Below are 19069 nucleotides of genomic sequence, written 5' to 3'. Positions count from 1 at the left end.
TTCTAATTGCTTAGAAACAACTTTATTCTTATCTTTTTCTTCATTTCTTTGTTTTTCTAATTTTTCGATCTTTGAATAAAGAAGTTTCTTATTCTTCTTATGTTCTTCGAGCATTGATAGTTTTTCTTTTAAATCTGTTTGTAAAGAGTTGAGCTTTTGCTTTCTATTTTCAAGCATGGCCATAATTCTCTTCTTATCTTCTCTCTGCTTTTGAATTTCCTTAATCTTGTCCTTCATCTCTTGTGAAAGTTGCTTATTCTCCTTGGCCTGAGTATCAATTTCACTCTTAAATTTTTGCATTTGCGTTTCAAGCGTCTTTTGCTCCTGTTTCTGCTTTTGCAACATCTTTGTCAGCCTATCCATTTTCGATTTCTTATCCTGAAGTTCTTTCTGAGCTCTATGGATCTCTTCCATTCTCTCCTTCACGATATTATCTTTTTCCATGATCTGTTTTCTTAGGTTCTTATTTACCCCAGAAATCTCTTTGGCCCTCTTCTTTTCTTTTCTAAGTTTTTCACCAATACTTTTAACGATGGCATCTTTTTGTTCTTGTTCTTGAACAATAGATTTCATAATGTGCTTATTCTTCTCAAGCTTCTTTACAAACTTGTTAAGCTCTAAAACTTTCTTATCAATAATATTTTGATATTGTGAGACTTCACTTATTGATTTCTTTATCTCTTCCTTACGATCTTCAGATTTCTTTTTAACTTTTTCAGAAACCATCCCCTCGAGTTGTTTCTCATGGGCCTTTTTCTGAGCAGCTTGCTCCATAGACTTCACACCAACCTTGATTAGTGCAAATACAAACATGACCAAGAAGACAACGGCCATAGATGTAAACATATCGGAGTACGAACTCCAAATAGATCCATCATCTTTTCGTTCCCTTTGCTTTTTCATAATAAACCCTCGCTGTTGATCAAATCCTACAGCAATGGGTAATTATCTAAAGTGTTTTATCCGTCCTATTTTGTCAGTCTTTAAAAATCCAAAAGTTAAAATTTCCACACAATGTATTTCTAGTTAATTAGGTGATAGCTCCAAAATTCTGAAGAAGTGTCAGTTATGATTGGCAAGGCCAAATAAACCATGAATATTGTGTAGAATTTAATATGAATTGAATCACAAGGTAAAATGACTCCTAAAAATGGCATAGCAAAGGTATCAGATTCTCACCAATCATCGTCATTTCGGGTGGTTACAAAATCTATTATAAGAAAATATATGCCGCACCTTATATTTAAATTTAAGTAGTTAACAATATTTTCGATAAGTGTTTCGTACACGTAAGGGATTATGAGAGTATACAAAACGGATTTTAAATATTTACTAAGTCTTTTGGCCATCACTTTGTTGGTAAGTGCATGCGTGCCTCAAGCCACTAATACAAGTCGTAAAGTAAGTTCCGAGTCCCAGAGTAATACAACAACAGATGAAGAAACAGAACCAAGCTTTGATACTGACTTTAACTATCTTGAGTATAGTGGAACAAGTATAAATTCTGTTTTTTCAATTACCTCAACATTCGATGATAACCTAAATTTTAGAGGACAAGGAGTTAATGCCTTCGTCACGGCCAACCCTTCAAAGGTCTACTGTGCCATTGCCCACTTCCCGACTCTAACAGGTGTACAGAACCTTGTGGTTGCAGGTTTTGCAAGATCTCAAATTAATTTTTCTACAGGTGTAAAAGAAAGCTATATCAGTTTCAATTATAAGACCATTGATAAATCACAGAATACGTCATTCTGTAATAATACAGCGGTAAATGCTAAGGCGACGGCCCTTGGTGGAACTATTGTCTACGATGTGGATGATCTGTGTCCAACTTGTTCTAATATCAGTCACCAGACAAATAAGATTCTCGTTGTAGATTCTTCGGGAAATGAGAGCAACTCTCTTTCAGCAACTGGTTTAGGGTTTAAAGTGACTTTTGGACTCCCAATTAGTGGCGGTGTTGGATTATGTTCTACAGATAATGAATGTCAGGTTCAAAACCTTGACTGCTGCCTCTCTGGTCAGTGTGTAAAAGATGGAACATTAAAAAAGACCTATACTGCAGCGGATACAGAATACTCTGATTATATTGCCGCTCTTCTTGATGTTTCTAAGGACGAGAATAATAAGAAGAAGTATCCAGACTTCTACTATATCTGTGGAAATGTCATTGTTCCTGAAGACCCAGAAGACGATCCTAATGCTCTAACACCAGAAGAACAAGCTCAACAGAATTTTTTAAATCTCAAGTATCTTCATGAATGTACAACTCCTTCTGAGGGAGAAATGAGTATTTGTACAGTAAGATATGAGAATGCTCAATCAGGTAATACTTATACAACAGTAAAGGATGACAGAGACTTTAGTACAACTTATACAGGGACAAACCCTATTACTAATACTATTGATGAAGTTATCTTCCAAGAAGTGAGTCTTTATAAAGACGGCGCCTTTATCGGAACACCAGGTTTCACATTCAAGGCCCCATCAGATACGAATGATAACCTTATCGATACAATGGAAATCACTCTTACAAAAGCAGTTGATGATAATAATAAGTATAAAGACCTTCTCATTCGCTACAAGATAGATGGTTCATGTACTGTTATCAACTCAATTTTGGCAAAGTGTACTAAGGAATATGTTCAAGGTCAGAATTTAGGAAAGACAACTGACCACTTCCCTGCTTCAAATCAATTTAAAGTACCGACTTACATTGACTCTTCTCGAGAGATTATTGTTGAAGTTGATGATTCAGTGAGAACAAGAGGAACCTACTGGGATTATATTTCAGGAGCTCCTGGTTATGTCGAATTCGCCGGTGCTTCACTAGCAATTCAAGACACTCAAAAAGTAAAGATTACTTACTATGTGAACTCTTCAACATACCCTGTCCTATTTTCTAAACAACAGGCCCTTGAAGAGATTGGATCAATCTGTAATTGTCCTAATAATGACTGTAGTTTAAAACCAGTGCTTGATGATAGCGAAAATATTGTCAATTATGAATGTAATTACCCTGCTCCATCAACACCAGATGCACCACTACAGCAACAAGTCTTCTTAAGTAGTAAAACTGCACCACATAGACACTTTGATACAAATGGTGTCCCTAGAACAGATATCAATCTTAGTGATATCCTAGAAAACCCTAATCTGGCCCAAGAGGGAACTGAATTTGAATACACAAATTCTGACATTGGAAATCCAAATAATACTTCTAGCTATATTGGGTTTAATGAGATTTATGGATCATTTAATTACAATCTTGCTCAGGCCCAGCCAGCAAAAGAAGTCACAGTAAACAAGGGAACAACTTATGATATCTCTGTTGAAAATGGGATCTTTTCAAGCTGTTTCTCTTGTGGAGCTGACTACTATTCTAATCTAGCAAAAATCTTTCCAGATAATCTCTCTGGAAGTGGTGGTGGATATAAGCCAGATCTCGTAACATCATCTAAATTTGGTACAACAAACTTTAGAGCTGATGACTTAGCTTTTGGACGCTCTTGTTTTGTTCCAGCAACTATGCTTGCTTGGTCACATACACCAAAATCAGATAGACAATCTCAGAGACTCTCACGACTTGCTGCCCAACACTTCTTTATGGCCAATGGATATAATAGAGACTGGTATGGTTTTGATTATGGATCTGTCATTGGTTCTTTTGATGGTGTCAGATGGTTTGCCATTGGAACAAAGAGAAGAATTAAGGCCAAGACAAATAAGCTCTACTTAGCAGTGAATGCTTACTTCTCTGACCTCACTCAGGAAAATACATTCAATATCCTGATTCAGGATTCAATTATTAATAATACACAAGATTACCCAACAACTGACTATGAAACCGATGCCGCTGATTGTCAGCGTGTCCACTCTTGTCAAAAAGATAGTGATTGTGCCGCGGCACTTGGTTGGGACTACGCTTGTGAAACCGTAACAAGTATCAAGTCAAGCTACCCTAACTTTGATGATAATGGGATTGAAATTCCAAATGAAGAATCAATAGAGAGACTTATTTCATTAAATGGTAGCTACTCTGGCTCAAGTAAGAGATGTGTTTACAGAGGACGTGGAGCCGCCTGTACCCTCAATTACGGGAATGTCACAAATACGAATAACTCGTACACATCAATTCTAGGGACAAGAACTCATGGATGTTCTGCGAATAACTACTGTCAAAAGCTTGTTGACGCTGTTCAACCGCAAAAGTTTAACAACTCAATCAATCGTTATGGAAACTCTATCCTAGTAAGAAATACTGATCCAGATGCAACAGTTCAGGTCCCAAGCTTTGGACTGCAGGCCCCAATTATTGGTCGTCCAAAAGATTATGTGGGAACAGAAGTTGCCAACCTACTGGCAAGAGGAAATCTATCAGCAAATAATGTTCAAGGGATTTGCTTACCAGGTAAGGCACAATCAAATAACCATGCCACAAAGACATATGAAGACCTCATGGATGAAACACCAACGAATATCGGAGATGTTGTTAACGGACTTGGTTCATCAGAGAGCTCAACAAATACAAGCTCTGCTAGTTACCTCTCAATGTGTCCAACATTTGATACAAATGGAAACTATATCTCATTTGAGAGCCCTACTCTGGCCGTATCTTCAGCAGCGATACGAGACTTGGCCTCATCTCAGTCATTGAGCACACAGTTTTTAAATATCTTTGATAGTCTTCTCTCTAATAAAGTTGTTAAGGATCTTCAAAATAATCTTGCGGACTCTGCTTCACTAAATGTGAACTCTTGTCTAAGAGCACCTGGAACAACTTGTCATACAGATCTAGACTGCTCTCCTTCTGACTTTGTGGCCAGTGCGCTCAAGTCAATCACAACTTCTGATATTGGAGCACTTAATCAATATGAGCTGCTCTTTTGGCAACAAGACCTTGTTTGTTCTCAACCAGATCCAAGCACAAGTAGTGACTTTGATGTGAGAAAGAATAGATGTTGTCGTGAAACGAATAAGACAATTACAATTCCTACTGTAGATACAACGAATACTCCTGAAAATGATGAGGGGTATACTCGTACAGTGAATCTCAGTGATGCCGTAGGAACAACAGTAGCACCAAATCAGGCTTCTCGTTACTCTGGTAACTCTATCACTCACTACGACAGAAAGCAGTTGGCAAATAAAGACCTCGTTGTCTCGTCTAATGATTCTTGTACAGTAGGAAGCTTATCTACAACATGTGAACCAGTCACAAATCTTCAAGAACAATATGAGACTCTTTCAATGGCAGCTTCTAGAACATGTTGTTCTGAAAACTGGGTAAGAAACTTCTCTAAAACAAGTGGTGGTGGACACGATTGGCGTCCAGATAAAATGCAACAGATTAATATTGGAAATCTCGAGTGTCTCAATTATGTTGGAAATAATAAGAACTGTGCCGACCCAGCTGATTTTAGTCAGTGTGATGCTAGAAGTGTTCCTGAGGTTGAGGCCATCGATATTCTAAAATGGGTGGGATCTTTTGATCTGACAGGAATACCAAATGTTGCGATCAAGGACCCGAATGCCTTTAGTGGTCAATACAACTGTCAGGATAATACAGCAGTCCCTATTCCTGATCTTGTTGATAACGTCACTCTTAATGGAGCTGAATATAGAGGTGCCACTGATGATGAAATTTATCTAAAGGCCACTGATATGACAAACTTTAATGCCCAAGTTAAGCAGGTCTTTTCTAAAGATACATTTAGTTGTTGTCTTCCAACAAATACACAAATGGGAGATGGCGATGATGCTTCTCAGTGTTGCTCTGGATATATCAATCCTAATACAAATCGTTGTGCTATGAGAAACTACTCAGACCTCTCTGTCTACTTGAATCGCTACGTTTCAAGTGAGGCAAAAGATCTTCCAAGTACAATCTTTGATAAAGAAACTGGATTTATCAAAGATAGTGCAACAGTCATTCAGGTTGCTTGTGAGAAGAAGATGTGTGCAAGTGGTTACCTAACTTACGGTGTGGCCTATGGAAAATATAAGTATCGCAATGTTTCAGAAGATATTGAAAATAAGTTTGTAAATCGCTACATTGAAAACGAAACAGATGATAACTTCGAAGGTAAGGTTGATCTTTATCGCGAAGGTCTTAAGTGGAACTCACATGTGTACTGTGTACCTGAAGAAGTTGGTAATAATCTTCTCAACGCTGGTATCCCAGTCTTCCAGTGTAACTAGGCCCAAATAATAACAATCACTCCAAGTATGATTCTATAAATCATGAAATATGAGAATTCGATCTTTTTAAGTAGCTTTAAAAAGAAGTGAATTGTGGCATAGCCAGTAACGAATGAGACAGCTATTCCGATCAAGCACAGTGTATAGTTGAACGACTCTCCAGAGTCACTAAGATCCTTAAACTTTAAAATGGCCCCTGCCACAATGAGCGGTAGAGAAAGTAGAAAAGAAAAGGATGAAGATTCCTCTTTAGAAAGACCTAGAGTTCTTCCTCCAGTCATTGTAATTCCCGATCGAGAAACTCCTGGAAAAATGGCAATAACTTGAAGAAGGCCAATGATGAGTGACTTCTTCCAACTCCTGGCATCTTCCATAACCTTATCTTTAGATAGGCCCCACTTATCGGCCAGGTAGAGAAGAATCCCAAAAACAATCAAATTGAAGCCAATGACATTAGATTGACGACCAAATGACTCAGCAAATGACTTTAGACAAAGTCCTAAAATCCCAGTGGCCAAAGTTGCCACCATAAAGTTCTTAGTGAAACCATCACATGTCTTAGACGGAATCAGAAAGTTAAAACTATTTTGAGTAATGCGAATGAGCTTTATAAAAATATAGGGCAACGGCCAGGGCCGTCCCTAGGTGCATGGCCAGATCAAAAACTAACCCAGGATCTTTGAAATGAGCAAATTTAGGAAGAAGTGCAAGATGACCTGAACTTGAGACAGGCAGAAACTCTGTTAGCCCCTGGATAATTCCATAGATTATGGCCCAGAATTCATTCATATGCGTATTACTCCCCTATAAAGAAATCTTTATTCTTTGATTTCAAAGCTCTCATCATGTCTGAGAAATTCTTAATTGTTGATTTTCTATAGGGTATTCTCTCTCTTTTCATCATCAATTGCCAAGTAATAAATACTCTTTGCATGCTCGCTAGAAAGAGACGTTGATATTGATCACCTAATCTAAAACTATCCATGGCCTCATCGCGGTAATAGCGTTTCAAATAATTTTCAAACTTTAAAAGTCCCTCAGGGCTAAAGTCTTTATAACCAAGAAAATCATGAATAGAGAGTGGGTTGAAGATATACTCTTTCTCCCAAACGGCCGCTTCCTTATCCACAACACTTCCCCACTTCGATTTATAATAGAAAGTACGGCTAAAGGTATCATTTACCTTTCTCACCCAGCGTTGATTCTGCCATATATTCTCATACACAATAGGACGAAGCTGCTTAAGAGAGAAGAATCTCTCTTTAAGCTCCCCTTTAAAATCATCATTATTCAGTGTTCTCAAAAAGACCTCACTTCCGCGATTCACAAAATCAACTTCTAACTTATCGTGATGTCCTATAAGGTTAAAGAGATCTCTCTTTAAAACAACATAGGGAAAAATAAAGAGGCGCTTCTTTTTAACAAATTCTTTGATAGAAAATGGATTGGCCAAAAGAGATATTGAAACCAGTTCGAAGAGTTCCTGACGTGCCATATCACTTAACTCATAACCATCCCCAATCATCTGAGCATTTGAGAGATCCTCATCAAGATTTGGATAGTAGAGTCCAAACATAGGATAATTGCTCTTAACCTTATTAAGAAGCTTCACAAAGTCAAAGCGCTTATTGATCTTGAAGACACCCTTTACACCGAGAGTTGAATCCCAAATACTCATGAGAGGACGGTAGATCACCTTCCCATTCGTTCTTCTAATTTCAAAAGAAGGGTTAACCTTAAATCTCCCCGATTCAAGATCCGTAAAGGTCATCATCTGAAAGCTCTTTGAGCCATATGTTCTAAAGAGATTAAAATCTCTTCCTTTATCTAGAGGAATCTCAACCTTTGGAGTAAAGCTCACAGAAGGATTAAAGAGAAAAGAGCTCTTATAAAGTAGAGGTCCACTATAGGCCAAGGCGAAAGAGACAACTAAGGTAATACATCCTAGAGCGAGGGTAAAGATGCCACCGCGCCTTAGAAGAATGGTTCCCGTCATAACTTCTGAAATGCGGGCCTTCTTATACTCGGCCAAGATATGATCTAGCGGCGTCAGTATAAAGAGCAAAGGCATTATAAGGGCCCTAAAGGCCATAGAAACTCTTACTTGAAGTGCATTATGCCCTTGGATTTTTAAACCACTAAGAAGCATTCCCAAACTCGAAGCGAAGAATAGTCCTGAATAGAAGCGATAGAGAAAGAGCCCAATTAATGTCAGCGCCAAGTGCTTGTGCTGGAGTTGGGCAAGGTTTTGATAGAAGGAATACTCCATCAGAATTCGATGAATTCCCTCTTGACTCAGAAAAAAGTAACTCACAAACCATGCGAGTAAAAAATCAATAAAAAATGCTATAAGTCTTCGAAATCCTGTTGCTTGATTCATTATCTCTATCTCTTTGATATTCCATGGATATGAGTAAATTAGACCACAATTCTTGCCACTGTGATCTGAGCACCCCTTCCAATTGAATAGCTAAAACTTGATTATCCAAATTGCTGAAATTACTCACTTATTTTAACAAACAGCAGCAATTTAGGGCAAGTAAGAGACAAATATTCCCTAGTTTTTTGGTGCATTATAGGAATCACAATAAAATAAAGAAAAGCTTAAGTATTTCCGATACGTCTAAAGTATTGAAATCTTTCTTAGGGATGAGATTAAGGGGAAAGAAAGTGAAGCAGAGAAAAGAGAAGAAATTGATGAAAATGTTGAGAAAAGCGAATGCACTCGTGACTTGTGCCGCTCTAACTTACGCCACACTACCAGCAGATGTCTACGCTCAAACACAGAGAGTACAAAAGGCCAATGACTTTACTTCAGCGGCCCTGGGAATCATGCAGAACTTAACAAACTTTGCTCAGCAAAATCAGCAGCAGCAAATGAGTCAAGGGCAGATTCAGGCAATGCAGTCTTTCCAAAAGTTTCAGCAGGATGCTCAAGGTCGATTACAAATGGATCAAATGGGATCTAACCGTCACTATATTTTCAATAACTGTATGGTTCCACCTGATAAGGGATTGAGACCTGTTGGTCTTTGTCAGTCTTCTGCAGTACCACCAGAGATGATGGCCGCTTCAATGAAGATTGCTCAAGATTACATCAATATGTATGATCGTCACCTAAGACCACAAAATAGTAGTGCAAGCTCAGGTAAGCAGTGTATTCAAAATAGTTTAAAGGCCCTTGCCGACCAAGCAAACTCTATGCTTTCAGACTTTGATAAAATGTATGCGGACTACGAGGCCCAAAGAAAGGAAATTGAAAACCAACTACAAATGCAAAGAAAGAAACTCTCTGATAGTTACGCTCTTTTAAATGGGCCAAAATCAGCAAGAGCAAGTCAAGATATTAAGAATACCGACTTTAGAGATATGTTCCCAAAAGAATGTGTTGATATCATGGGAACGGGGAAACTCAATGCCGAAGCCCAAAAAGGTGGTCTTCTAGGAATTAGTAAAGCATTATCAAATACGGATGAAAGGGCCTCTGACTATAGAGGAAGACAACTTTCAAATATTCAAAAACAGATTAAAAGAGACAAAGCTGCTCTTCAAAAGAAAATCAAAAATGGTGGCATGGCCGCCCTATCAAGCAAGACTCTTTTAACAGGAATTCAATTTAAGGGTGTCTTCACAAAGGCACTGCAAGATAAATTCACACCGCTAAACGAAGAAGTTTCTAGAGCAAATGCCATTTTAAAAGAAATTGGAGTAAGTGATTCTATTCCGAGTATGACTGACCCAAGTTTTGAAATCAAGATGAATAAAATTGTTCAAAATGCGAATAACTCTTATAAAGATGAGTTCATCACTGGTTGTATCAATGGTTCAAACTCTGCGGCATACTCATCATCTCTTTCTCAAGTTGTGAATAACTTTGACCACAGAAAGACAAATAATGGTGGGACAACAATTGATAAGTTTAAGTCTGGTGTGACAGATGCTATCTCAGGATCAAAAACTGTTGATCAACTTCAAAAAGAGATCGCAAGACTTAATAATAACGATATTAAAGTTTCTGTGACAAACCAAAATAATGCGACAGAGAGAAAGACTCTAACAAAGTACTTCAACGATATTCTTAACGAATGTACGATGATTTACGAAGGTAAACTAGACCCTGCGGGAGATAGCTCAGTTCTAGCAAACTACAAGGCCCAAGCTGAAAAAGCGAAGTCTGAACTTAACAAGATCAAGAAAGCTGCTGATGGAATGCTTGTTTCAAATGCAGGAGCTGGACAAGATGGAAGTATTGAAAAGTATGTTGACGAGCTTCTTAATCAGTGTGGTGGTGAAGTTGTCGATGCCACTCAGTGTAGCGATAAGAATGTTTATCAAAAGTCCTCACCTTCTTTCTGTCTAAAAAGAGCAACAACTTGTTCTGGATTTGTTAATGCTTGTAATCAACAAGCTGAGAAATATGTACAAGATAAGACAAATGAAGTTAAAGGTCTAGCTGACCAATACAATGCTCAAGTAAAGCTGCTTGAAGATAATGCCAATGCAATGACAGCGGCAATGAATAAGAGAGTTGAAGACATGGCCGTAAGCCTTCACAACTCACTATTTCCAAGTTCACTACCTCCAGAGCTTAAGGCCATGTATGGAATCCCTACTTTTACAGGGCTTCAACAAGATGCCAAGATTCAACCAATCAATGCTAAAGCAACAGATCAAGCATTTCCAGGAATCTTCTTAAAAGCAGGTGGAATGGATATTAAATCACTAGGAAAGAACCTAGGTAAGAATGTTGCCAATATTAAGAAGATGTTCTCTAACCATGTCAATGAGCAAGTCCAATATGCGACGAAGATTATTGATGGGAACCTTGCCCAATGGGAAAAAGAAAAAGGTGAATGGGAAAGCTTTAGAAATGACTGTACTTCTGCTATCGCAAGTATGCAAGAAAGTGCAATGCAACAGCAACAAGATGCAGCTCAAGCACAGAGTGAAGCAAATCAAAAACAACTTCAATTCTGTCAAAAGTATGCGGCCATGGCAGCAGCTCCTGGATGTGATGGAGATTTCTCACCAGAGTCACTCTACTCTGAAGCACTGGAGATTTCAGGTCACCTTGGTCAAGATGTTTTTGGAGCACTTGATGAGTATAGAAATGTCTGTCTTCAATCACAGAATGAAGGACAAGATGACGAATCAACTTCAGACAAGAACCACCTTGCTAACGCTTGTAGAAAGTTTGGTGATACAGAAAGTGTAAAGAAGAAGTTTATCGAAAATCTCGTTAACGACCTACCAGATGTCTTTAGAGAAGATGGTATGGAAGAAAAGATAGTTGCCTATATTGAAGGTGCCAGTGGCGCTGAACAATCACTAGAGAAAATTGATGAAGAACTAGAGTCTTCACCATATGCTGATAAGATTGAAGATCTGAAAAATCTCTTTGCTTATAAAGCAAAGAAGAGCTCACTGCCAACGGCCGCTGAACTCTACCCTGATGACAAGGATAAGCAGAAGCTAATCAATGAGTTCTTAGATGCCAACCTAGTTCAAGCATCAGAAAGTGAGTTAGAGGATGGAGACTTCTGTGCCGACCTCGACAACGAAGCTGGATACAAGAGATTTAACGAGTGTCGTTCAAGTTCAAGTATCGAGAACTACAAAAAATGTATTAATGATAATGACGAAGATTGGGCAAAAGAGAAGCTCACACAAAGAGGACAGTTTAGAAAAGTCTCGACTGCCATTCAAAAGCTTTCGATGAGTGGAAAAAAGAATGCATGGGCAGAAATTGGAGAGAAAACTGGCGGAACAAGCTGTGCTCACATTGCCGGGGGAAGAAATCTTAACTCGGGCTCAATATTTGAGCAACTTGGTCAGATGGATAATTTAGGAGTAGGTCAAAATCCTTTCGGAAATATCCGATAAGAAGAGTGACCATAATTTAAAGGATCACAGGAGGATCTTTTGAAGTTTAACTTAAGAAGTACAAAATTTATAATTGCCGCGACCATTATCACTATGATGATGGTTTCGTGCGTTGAATCCCCTAATACGAAAAGATCAGACTCTTCGGGGATAAGTAATACAAAGTCATCAGTTAACGCAGGTTATGGAAGAATTCTCCAAGACAACCCTATTATCCTCTCGGGAAATAGTAATCTCGATGAAGATGTTAATCTTGCTAAACTTCTAAAGTCTAATCAGGACTTCATTACTTTTAACACTCAACTCAAAGAGCCATGTATTCTCATTACTGACTGCATTCAAGTCACAGAAGACTATAATATTGAACCTTTTACAAACTCTGATAATCGCTGGGCCTTTACTCCAACAACAACAGAGTTCTTACAAGTTAATACTTTTGGGCACATTAATAAAATTACCGATGCTTTCCATAATAATCTTTTAAATCACTATAATAATATCGCAACTCCGACTATAGACCCGAGCCTTGCGACATCAAACTATCCAACGAGTTTACCAATTTCCCTCTTTAACTCAAAAGGACATTGGAACCCAATGAGACCACTGATCGCCTATGCCGATTGTGACTTATCAAATAACGCCTCATTCTCACCTTCAACCTTTGAATTATGTATGGGATATGACCTAGTATTCAAGGACCAAGTGAAGTTTGCTCAAGATAATACTGTTATCTATCACGAAGTTGGACATGGCCTTGTGGATATTATGATGAATATGAGAAATACGGCCGAGTACGCACGAACACTTGCTGATCCTCTCTTAGATGATTTTGTGATCCGTTCTGATCTTGGATATGGAACTTATGATGAAGCGGGATCCATCAATGAAGGTTTGGCCGACTATTTTAGCTACTACGTAAACCAAAGACCACATATGGGAGAATGGGCCCTAGGGCGTTTTAATAACGCTTCCAGACCATTAAAGGAAGATGATTCAATTCATGCTTCAGGTATTGCTGTTGATGAAAATTCTCGACTGAGCTACCCGACATACTTGGCCTATAATCCAAATAATGTAACTTTACCTTCTGAAGATATTCACTATGCAGGTCAAATATTTTCACACTATCTCGTGGCCCTAACTGAAGATATTCAGTCACAATGTTCGATTTCTAAGGCCAATGCAATTAAGACCGTCTCATATGTTCTGACAGAGACACTCGCAGAACTCGGAGACCTTACAGCAAAAGGAAATGACTTTCACTCTGGTACGGCCATTAATCTCAATCAAGATAAATCACAAGTTTGGATTAGCTCTGTCAATCCAATTACCTACAGAAAGATCTCTCAATATATGGGAAAATATCTTCTCAATGTCGTTGTCAACTCGACAACAGGGATTTGTTCTGCCAATGCAGTCAGCCCGACCCCTTCGCCTCTACCTTATAGTAAGGACGATGTTGAGTCACTTCTTGATCAATATGGGTTATTACTTTTTAGAACTTATAATGACAATGGAAATGGAAAATCAGGTGAAGAATATAGCTTTTCTCCAAGTGCAACAGCTGTTGACACTCTCAACAGAAAGAGAACTGAACTTCTTTCTAAATCACAACTGACGCTGGAGACGAGATCAGATTTTAACTCATTTGATATTATCGACAATCAAGCAACATTGAAAAGTATTATCGACTCATACCTCCTGCAAGGTAAAATCACGGGACTTTCTGAACTAACAGATTCAGACCTTGGATTTAATAATGGAAATGGTAAGGCCTCACCTGGCGAGGTTGTAGGGATATTTGTGAACCTCTATAACAACTCGAACTCAATTATGGGTGGCGCAAGAGTGACAGCAGCAGACTGGTCACACATGGAAAATGATCAACCTTGTTCAAATCTCTCAGATGCTTTTCCAACAACATCACAAGGTGGGACGGCCTGTACAACTGTGACAGATGCTAACTTTGATGATTCAGCAAGATATCATCCGGTTTGTATGATGGAATATAATGATGGTTCATCGACAAAGATTCTTTCTCAAAAAGAGTTCTTTAATCAACTTAAGACTGATGCCGGACTTTTAGAAAAAGACTGTCTTGACCCTAATGATACGAAAACCTGTATGGTACGCGCACTTCAAGGGGCAGAGACGCAAACAGTTTCAATGATTAAGCCAAAGGCCAACTGGACAGAAACAATCTCCAAAGCAGATGGAAGTCCTTCTTTTTCTGCCGGTAACTTTATGTACTTTGAAATCAATAAGAATATCCCTATCGGAACAAAGGTCACTTGCCGATTGAGAGCTTCATATACAAATTGTGATGACTGTCACCACGATTCAAGTAATGGTTATGATGACTTTAGAGACTGGGAATATGCCACAGAGAAACCATTTAATATCATCAATATCACATTTCAGGTAGCAGACTAATGAAGAAGATAACATTAATAGCTGCGACTTCCTGTCTCATTCTTGCAGGGATTTTCTTTACGATTAAAAACAGAAATACCTCAACTCCAGATCAAACTGTGTCAGAAAAAAGAGAAGAGACCAATCAAAAGAAGTCCACTGCTCCAACACAGAGTCAAATATCAGCGACTCAAGACAGTGCTCCAAAAGATGTCGAACAAAAAAAAGATACTGAAGACACAAGTCCCAAGAAATCAAAAAGAACTTATACTAGAGAATATACCAAAGAAGAGAAAGCTCTCGTAAGCACCCTGCTCAAAAGAAACTCACACTTTAAAAACTCAGATATTGAAATTATGAATATCGATAAAAAGACCCAAAGAAGCTCAGTTGTCATAACAAGTGAACACAAAGGGGCCAAATACTCTTTTAGTGCCCTCATTGACAATAGAACCGGTAAAGTTCTAAGGACTTGGGGAAGAACAATTATGGAAAGACGTAATCCCCTCATCATAGAATAATGACGAGGGGAAGATATTTTACAAATCGAGGGGAACACTCAAACTTAGTAAGATTTCATTATAATCAATTTCATTTTGCCCATTTAAACGAGTCTTAACACCGGAAGTCTCTCTTTCATCCATAGTAAACATGCGATATTCAAGATTTAGCGATACAAAAGGCAGACCTGTATAACCGAGTGCTAGTCCAAGACCGCTTCCACTAAGAGTATCACCTGAGTCAGCCCCAGTCGTGTCTTCAAATTCTGTCTCAAAGAAGTAAGTCCCCCAAACTCTAAAAAATGCCGGCAGTTCATAACCAATAAAAGCACCAAGACTTTTTTGATCTCTATCATCTTTTGAAGTACTCGCTGAGCTCTTCGTCTCCCACTCTCCAGAGGCCAGTGAATAGTCTAGGCCCAGTGAAAAGCCAAGTGACTTAACCCCCAGTCTTGCACCATATGCTAATGTATCAAAATCATATTCCGTTTTAGATGAAAGACTATTCTCACCTGATCCCATCTTATAACCAAGATAAGGCTCAAGAAGAATGAGGGCCTGAGACTGTGAGCTCAAGGCAAAGAAAGCAACCATGAATAAAATGAGATTCTTTAATAGATGACGTGACATTTGCACCTCCTGTACAACTTCACTCTAACTCTTTCAGTATCCAACTTTTTTACTCAACTGGGGATTTTTTTGAAAAGATTACCTCCCCTGATAAAAAAAGAGACACTTCTTGGAAAAACACCATCATTTCAACAACTTAAGCGCCACTAAATATATAACATTCACACCTTTCCCACTTGCCAATTGACCGCCGTTCAAGCAAAATAAAAATCAAGGAGAAGTTATGAAGAAAACTCTTTTAGCAGCATTAATGTTTGTTTCCACATATGTTTCGGCCAATCAAATCGGAATGATTAGCGAGACACAATGTATTCAAAAATCATTTGAGCTAGTTATTGGTGTCGAAGATGTGGTCTTTGATATTGCAGAGTGTTCAGAAGAACAAATTATAACTGACCTTAAACTTGTCCTACCAGAAGTGATTGGAAAACCGGTTTCTTATGAGTCAGACCTGATGATTGAACAGGCCAATCTCGATGAAGTTTTGGCATCTCTAAAAGTTCAACTCGATGATAAAGACATGCTTAAAGTTCTAGGTTTTCTAGGTGAACCAGATTCACATGAGTTCAAACAAAGAGGGAACTTTCAAACTCATATTAATGGAGTTTCTAATAAGTTCAATCTTGTCATTCTCTACACAGCAGAAAAAGACAAGCTTATCATGTTCTATAAATCTAGTGAGACACCACAAGAGTAAGACTAAGAATAGTCTTCTAGTTTTGAGTTAGTAAATTCTTCTCGGCCTTAAGCTTATTAACAAGAATCCTATTACTCTGATTTACATCAAGAGGACGATAACCAGCAAAGAATCTCTTACCTTTATAATTTGAGAAAGTTGGAATCAGCGTCACTTCAACCTTACGATTATCAATAAGCTCATAGAGAATAAAAGCTTCACCAGGATTGATTTCATCTCTATTCTTCAATAGTTCAGAAAGATTAACTTCCTTAACGCCTTCACTAACTTCAACTTGGACAAGCTCACTTGCACGATTATTATTTTGTACGCTAGAGGCCTCAATTTTTCCTTGAAAGAGCTTTGAGATAGCAGAACTAGATCCTTGAGAAGAAGCGCCAACACTTGCAGGTTGCCTAACCCCCGCCGCCGATTGGGCCATACGATCACCATCTTCAGGAGAGGCCACCCCTGTTGACGACTTACCAATTAAATCAGTTCTCACGATATCACCAGTCTGACTAGAAGCGCCTCCTTGGCCTAGACCATTATCACCAAAACCTCCAGAACCACTTGTTCCAGCACTTCCATATCCAGGGCCACGAGAAGCCACTTGAGTTCCCTGTGGGAAACCTCCACTCCCTCTCCCCGCTCTATAAGAAGAACCAGGTCCAGATGATGAAAAAGTCCCATCCTCTGGATTTGTCACCTTTGTATCAAGGTCAGAAATTAAACGATCGAGATCGCTATTATCTTTTCTTAAATCATCTAGTGTCGCAAGAAGTCCGTCTATCTTTTGAGAGGCCTTATCCATATCATTTAAATTATCAGATGAAGAAGATGAGCCTTTACCACCTCTTCTTTTTCCACCAAATGAAAGACTGCTCTTGGCCGTCTCCAATCTCTTTAAGGCCGAGTCCATATCAACAACAGTCTTTTGAGCTGAACTCTGGCCAGTAGACGGTCTTACAGAGGATTGAACACTCATTCTCTCAACACCTCTATTATTAGGGCCTGCATCTGGTCCAGATCCAACACGGACAACGTCTAATTTATTTTGAGGTGTCGTAGACTTTAAGTTATCAGCACCTTTTTTCTCGACAATTTTATTATCAGCACTAGAAACTCTTTTAACATTTAAAAACTTATCGAGGAGCTTATTATTTCGATTGATTGAGACACCTCTAATACGAAGTTGCTCAAATAGGGTCTTGGCCTGATCAGAGTTTCTCTCTTCTGATGACATATTGGCAATTTCATCTTGGATATTCGTAATAACTTCATCTTCTTTCATTAAAGATAAGTAATCACATTTTTGTTTATTTGTATCACTTGGATTATCGCAATCAAACTTCTTCATGACCTCATCTATTGGCCTTTTGACACAGAAGCCAGTTGCATCAAGTTGTTCTGGTTGAAGACAGAGATCTTCACAACCAGTTTTCTTTTCACTCTTTCCATCATCAACACTGAAGATTTCATTAATTACATCAATACTGCTTAATGATTCTTTCGTCTGGTTCCCATAGGCAGCATTAGGACTAACAAAATCAGCCTTTAGAGGGGCAATCAGAGAATCATAATCCTTGAACATTGGCATATTTGAGTTTCTTGTACAGATTCCCTTTATCTCACCAATTTTCTTAGTTAAGTCTTGCTTATTATCCGTAACATCAAGGGCAATATCTTCAATCTTAAGCTGCTTCTCATCATCCTTAATATTCTTTCCATAGTGCGAGATATCAACATCACATGACAATTTATTAATCTCTTCTTTTAGCGCTCCACATCGCCCCTTTAGCTTATTTTCTAAAAAGGCCAGCACCTCAGGTGAGTCAGTGATATTTTCACTCTTACTCGAACCAAAACTATTCCAATTCTTTTTTAAAAGGGCAATTCCATCTGTATCCACACCATTCTTTGCATCTTTAAAAAACAATTCAAATATTTGATTATCTGCAACGGATTTCTCTGCGTTAAAGTCATTTTCAAATAAGGCCTTAAATAGCATCTTCTTTTTATCATCATCCTTAAAAGAATTTGCGATATTTGAACCCATGAACTTAAAGCTAAAACTTGGGTGTTCACAATATGGTGTCTTAAAATCGACTTTTGCTGTCTTATCAAGTTTTATTCTAACTTCTTTAACAATCTTTTCTTTAAGATTTGAAACTGAAAACTTCTCTTTTCCTTCAATACCTAACTCTTCATTCTTTTTCAGGTGAAACCCAAACATCTTCTCAATCTTTTGAAGTGATTCTGATTTAGGGAGCCCACATTTATCAAATGAAAGAAGGTTATCGATATTACAAACATTCTGTAGATCCTGACTCTCATTAAGAGAAGGCATCAAAGAATCAAGTGTCGCAAAGTCAACGGAGAGCTTTTCGATATTGGCAATAATATACTTCCCAATATCCTTATGCTTCTCTTCTTCAGAGATTAAGGGAACTGATTGAATATTTTCAAACTGTGGCTTAAAACAACCACATGTTTCCCTATAGTCACCGAATTCATAATCATTAATTTTTTGAAAGCAAGAATAGCCAGTGAAGTCATTAATATTTTTTTCCATACTAGAATTTAAGACTTCTAAGGCATTTCCCTTAATGCAAGGCTCAATCTCTGCAAAAGCAGAAATTGAAAATAAAGAAAAGCTGAATATAAGAAAATATTCTAAACCTTTAATATACATTCCTTACTAAGCTGCGAACATGTCTTTCCACCAGCTTTACGAATACGCTTTATTTTTTGCTTTATAAGATCT

11 protein-coding genes are annotated in these 19069 nt (G+C 38.2%); 5 read left to right on the top strand and 6 right to left on the bottom strand.

What is annotated here, in order from left to right; translation table 11 throughout:
- The coding region (locus M901_RS00230) for a hypothetical protein (RefSeq protein WP_157679744.1) at positions 1-903 on the bottom strand (903 nt) is incomplete at its 3' end.
- Between the two features lie 468 nt (positions 904-1371).
- Between M901_RS00230 and M901_RS00225 the strand changes: the two genes are divergently transcribed.
- Positions 1372-6201: a hypothetical protein gene (locus tag M901_RS00225; RefSeq protein ID WP_021276124.1), complete on the top strand. Its 4830-nt coding sequence runs from the start codon at positions 1372-1374 to the stop codon at positions 6199-6201.
- Here the strand turns inward: M901_RS00225 and M901_RS00220 are convergent.
- The 3 genes from M901_RS00220 to M901_RS00215 are packed head-to-tail and all read right to left on the bottom strand — an operon-like array spanning position 6198 to position 8581.
- Positions 6198-6827, bottom strand: coding sequence for an undecaprenyl-diphosphate phosphatase (locus M901_RS00220; RefSeq protein WP_021276123.1), 630 nt, complete (start codon positions 6825-6827; stop codon positions 6198-6200). The two genes, M901_RS00225 and M901_RS00220, sit on opposite strands and share 4 nt — an antisense overlap.
- The gene (locus tag M901_RS18140; protein ID WP_021276128.1) at positions 6784-6990 is read right to left on the bottom strand and encodes an undecaprenyl-diphosphate phosphatase; all 207 of its coding nucleotides are present in this window, start codon (positions 6988-6990) and stop codon (positions 6784-6786) included. The genes M901_RS00220 and M901_RS18140 overlap by 44 nt, the downstream gene beginning before the upstream one ends.
- 7 nt (positions 6991-6997) lie before the next feature.
- Positions 6998-8581 carry an RDD family protein gene (locus tag M901_RS00215; RefSeq protein ID WP_021276126.1) on the bottom strand — a complete coding sequence of 528 codons (1584 nt, stop codon included), beginning with the start codon at positions 8579-8581 and terminating at the stop codon, positions 6998-7000.
- 290 nt (positions 8582-8871) lie between these two features.
- Here M901_RS00215 and M901_RS00210 point away from each other — a divergent pair, with 290 nt between their 5' ends.
- From M901_RS00210 to M901_RS00200, 3 genes are read left to right on the top strand one after another with little or no spacing between them, the layout of a single operon-like run.
- Positions 8872-12084, top strand: a complete 3213-nt coding sequence (locus M901_RS00210) for a hypothetical protein (RefSeq protein WP_021276127.1) — start codon at positions 8872-8874, stop codon at positions 12082-12084.
- A gap of 39 nt (positions 12085-12123) precedes the next feature.
- A complete protein-coding gene (locus tag M901_RS00205; RefSeq protein WP_021276122.1) occupies positions 12124-14517 on the top strand; it encodes a lipoprotein in 2394 nt (797 codons plus the stop codon).
- Positions 14517-15017 (top strand): hypothetical protein, encoded by a 501-nt coding sequence (locus M901_RS00200; protein ID WP_021276121.1) that lies wholly within the window; start codon positions 14517-14519, stop codon positions 15015-15017. Before M901_RS00205 ends, M901_RS00200 begins: the two co-directional genes overlap by 1 nt.
- Before the next feature lie 18 nt (positions 15018-15035).
- On the opposite strand, the gene M901_RS00195 is transcribed toward M901_RS00200, so the two are convergent.
- Complete coding sequence (locus M901_RS00195; protein WP_021276125.1) at positions 15036-15626, bottom strand: hypothetical protein; 591 nt, start codon at positions 15624-15626, stop codon at positions 15036-15038.
- Between the two features lie 223 nt (positions 15627-15849).
- Here M901_RS00195 and M901_RS00190 point away from each other — a divergent pair, with 223 nt between their 5' ends.
- Positions 15850-16323, top strand: a complete 474-nt coding sequence (locus tag M901_RS00190; RefSeq protein ID WP_021276129.1) for a hypothetical protein — start codon at positions 15850-15852, stop codon at positions 16321-16323.
- A gap of 16 nt (positions 16324-16339) precedes the next feature.
- On the opposite strand, the gene M901_RS00185 is transcribed toward M901_RS00190, so the two are convergent.
- Positions 16340-18877, bottom strand: coding sequence for a hypothetical protein (locus M901_RS00185; protein ID WP_157679743.1), 2538 nt, complete (start codon positions 18875-18877; stop codon positions 16340-16342).
- Between the last annotated feature and the right edge of the window lie 192 nt (positions 18878-19069).

This window comes from Bacteriovorax sp. DB6_IX, assembly GCF_000447775.1.
GTDB lineage: Bacteria > Bdellovibrionota > Bacteriovoracia > Bacteriovoracales > Bacteriovoracaceae > Halobacteriovorax_A.
This window is presented reverse-complemented; position numbering and strand designations above follow the sequence as displayed.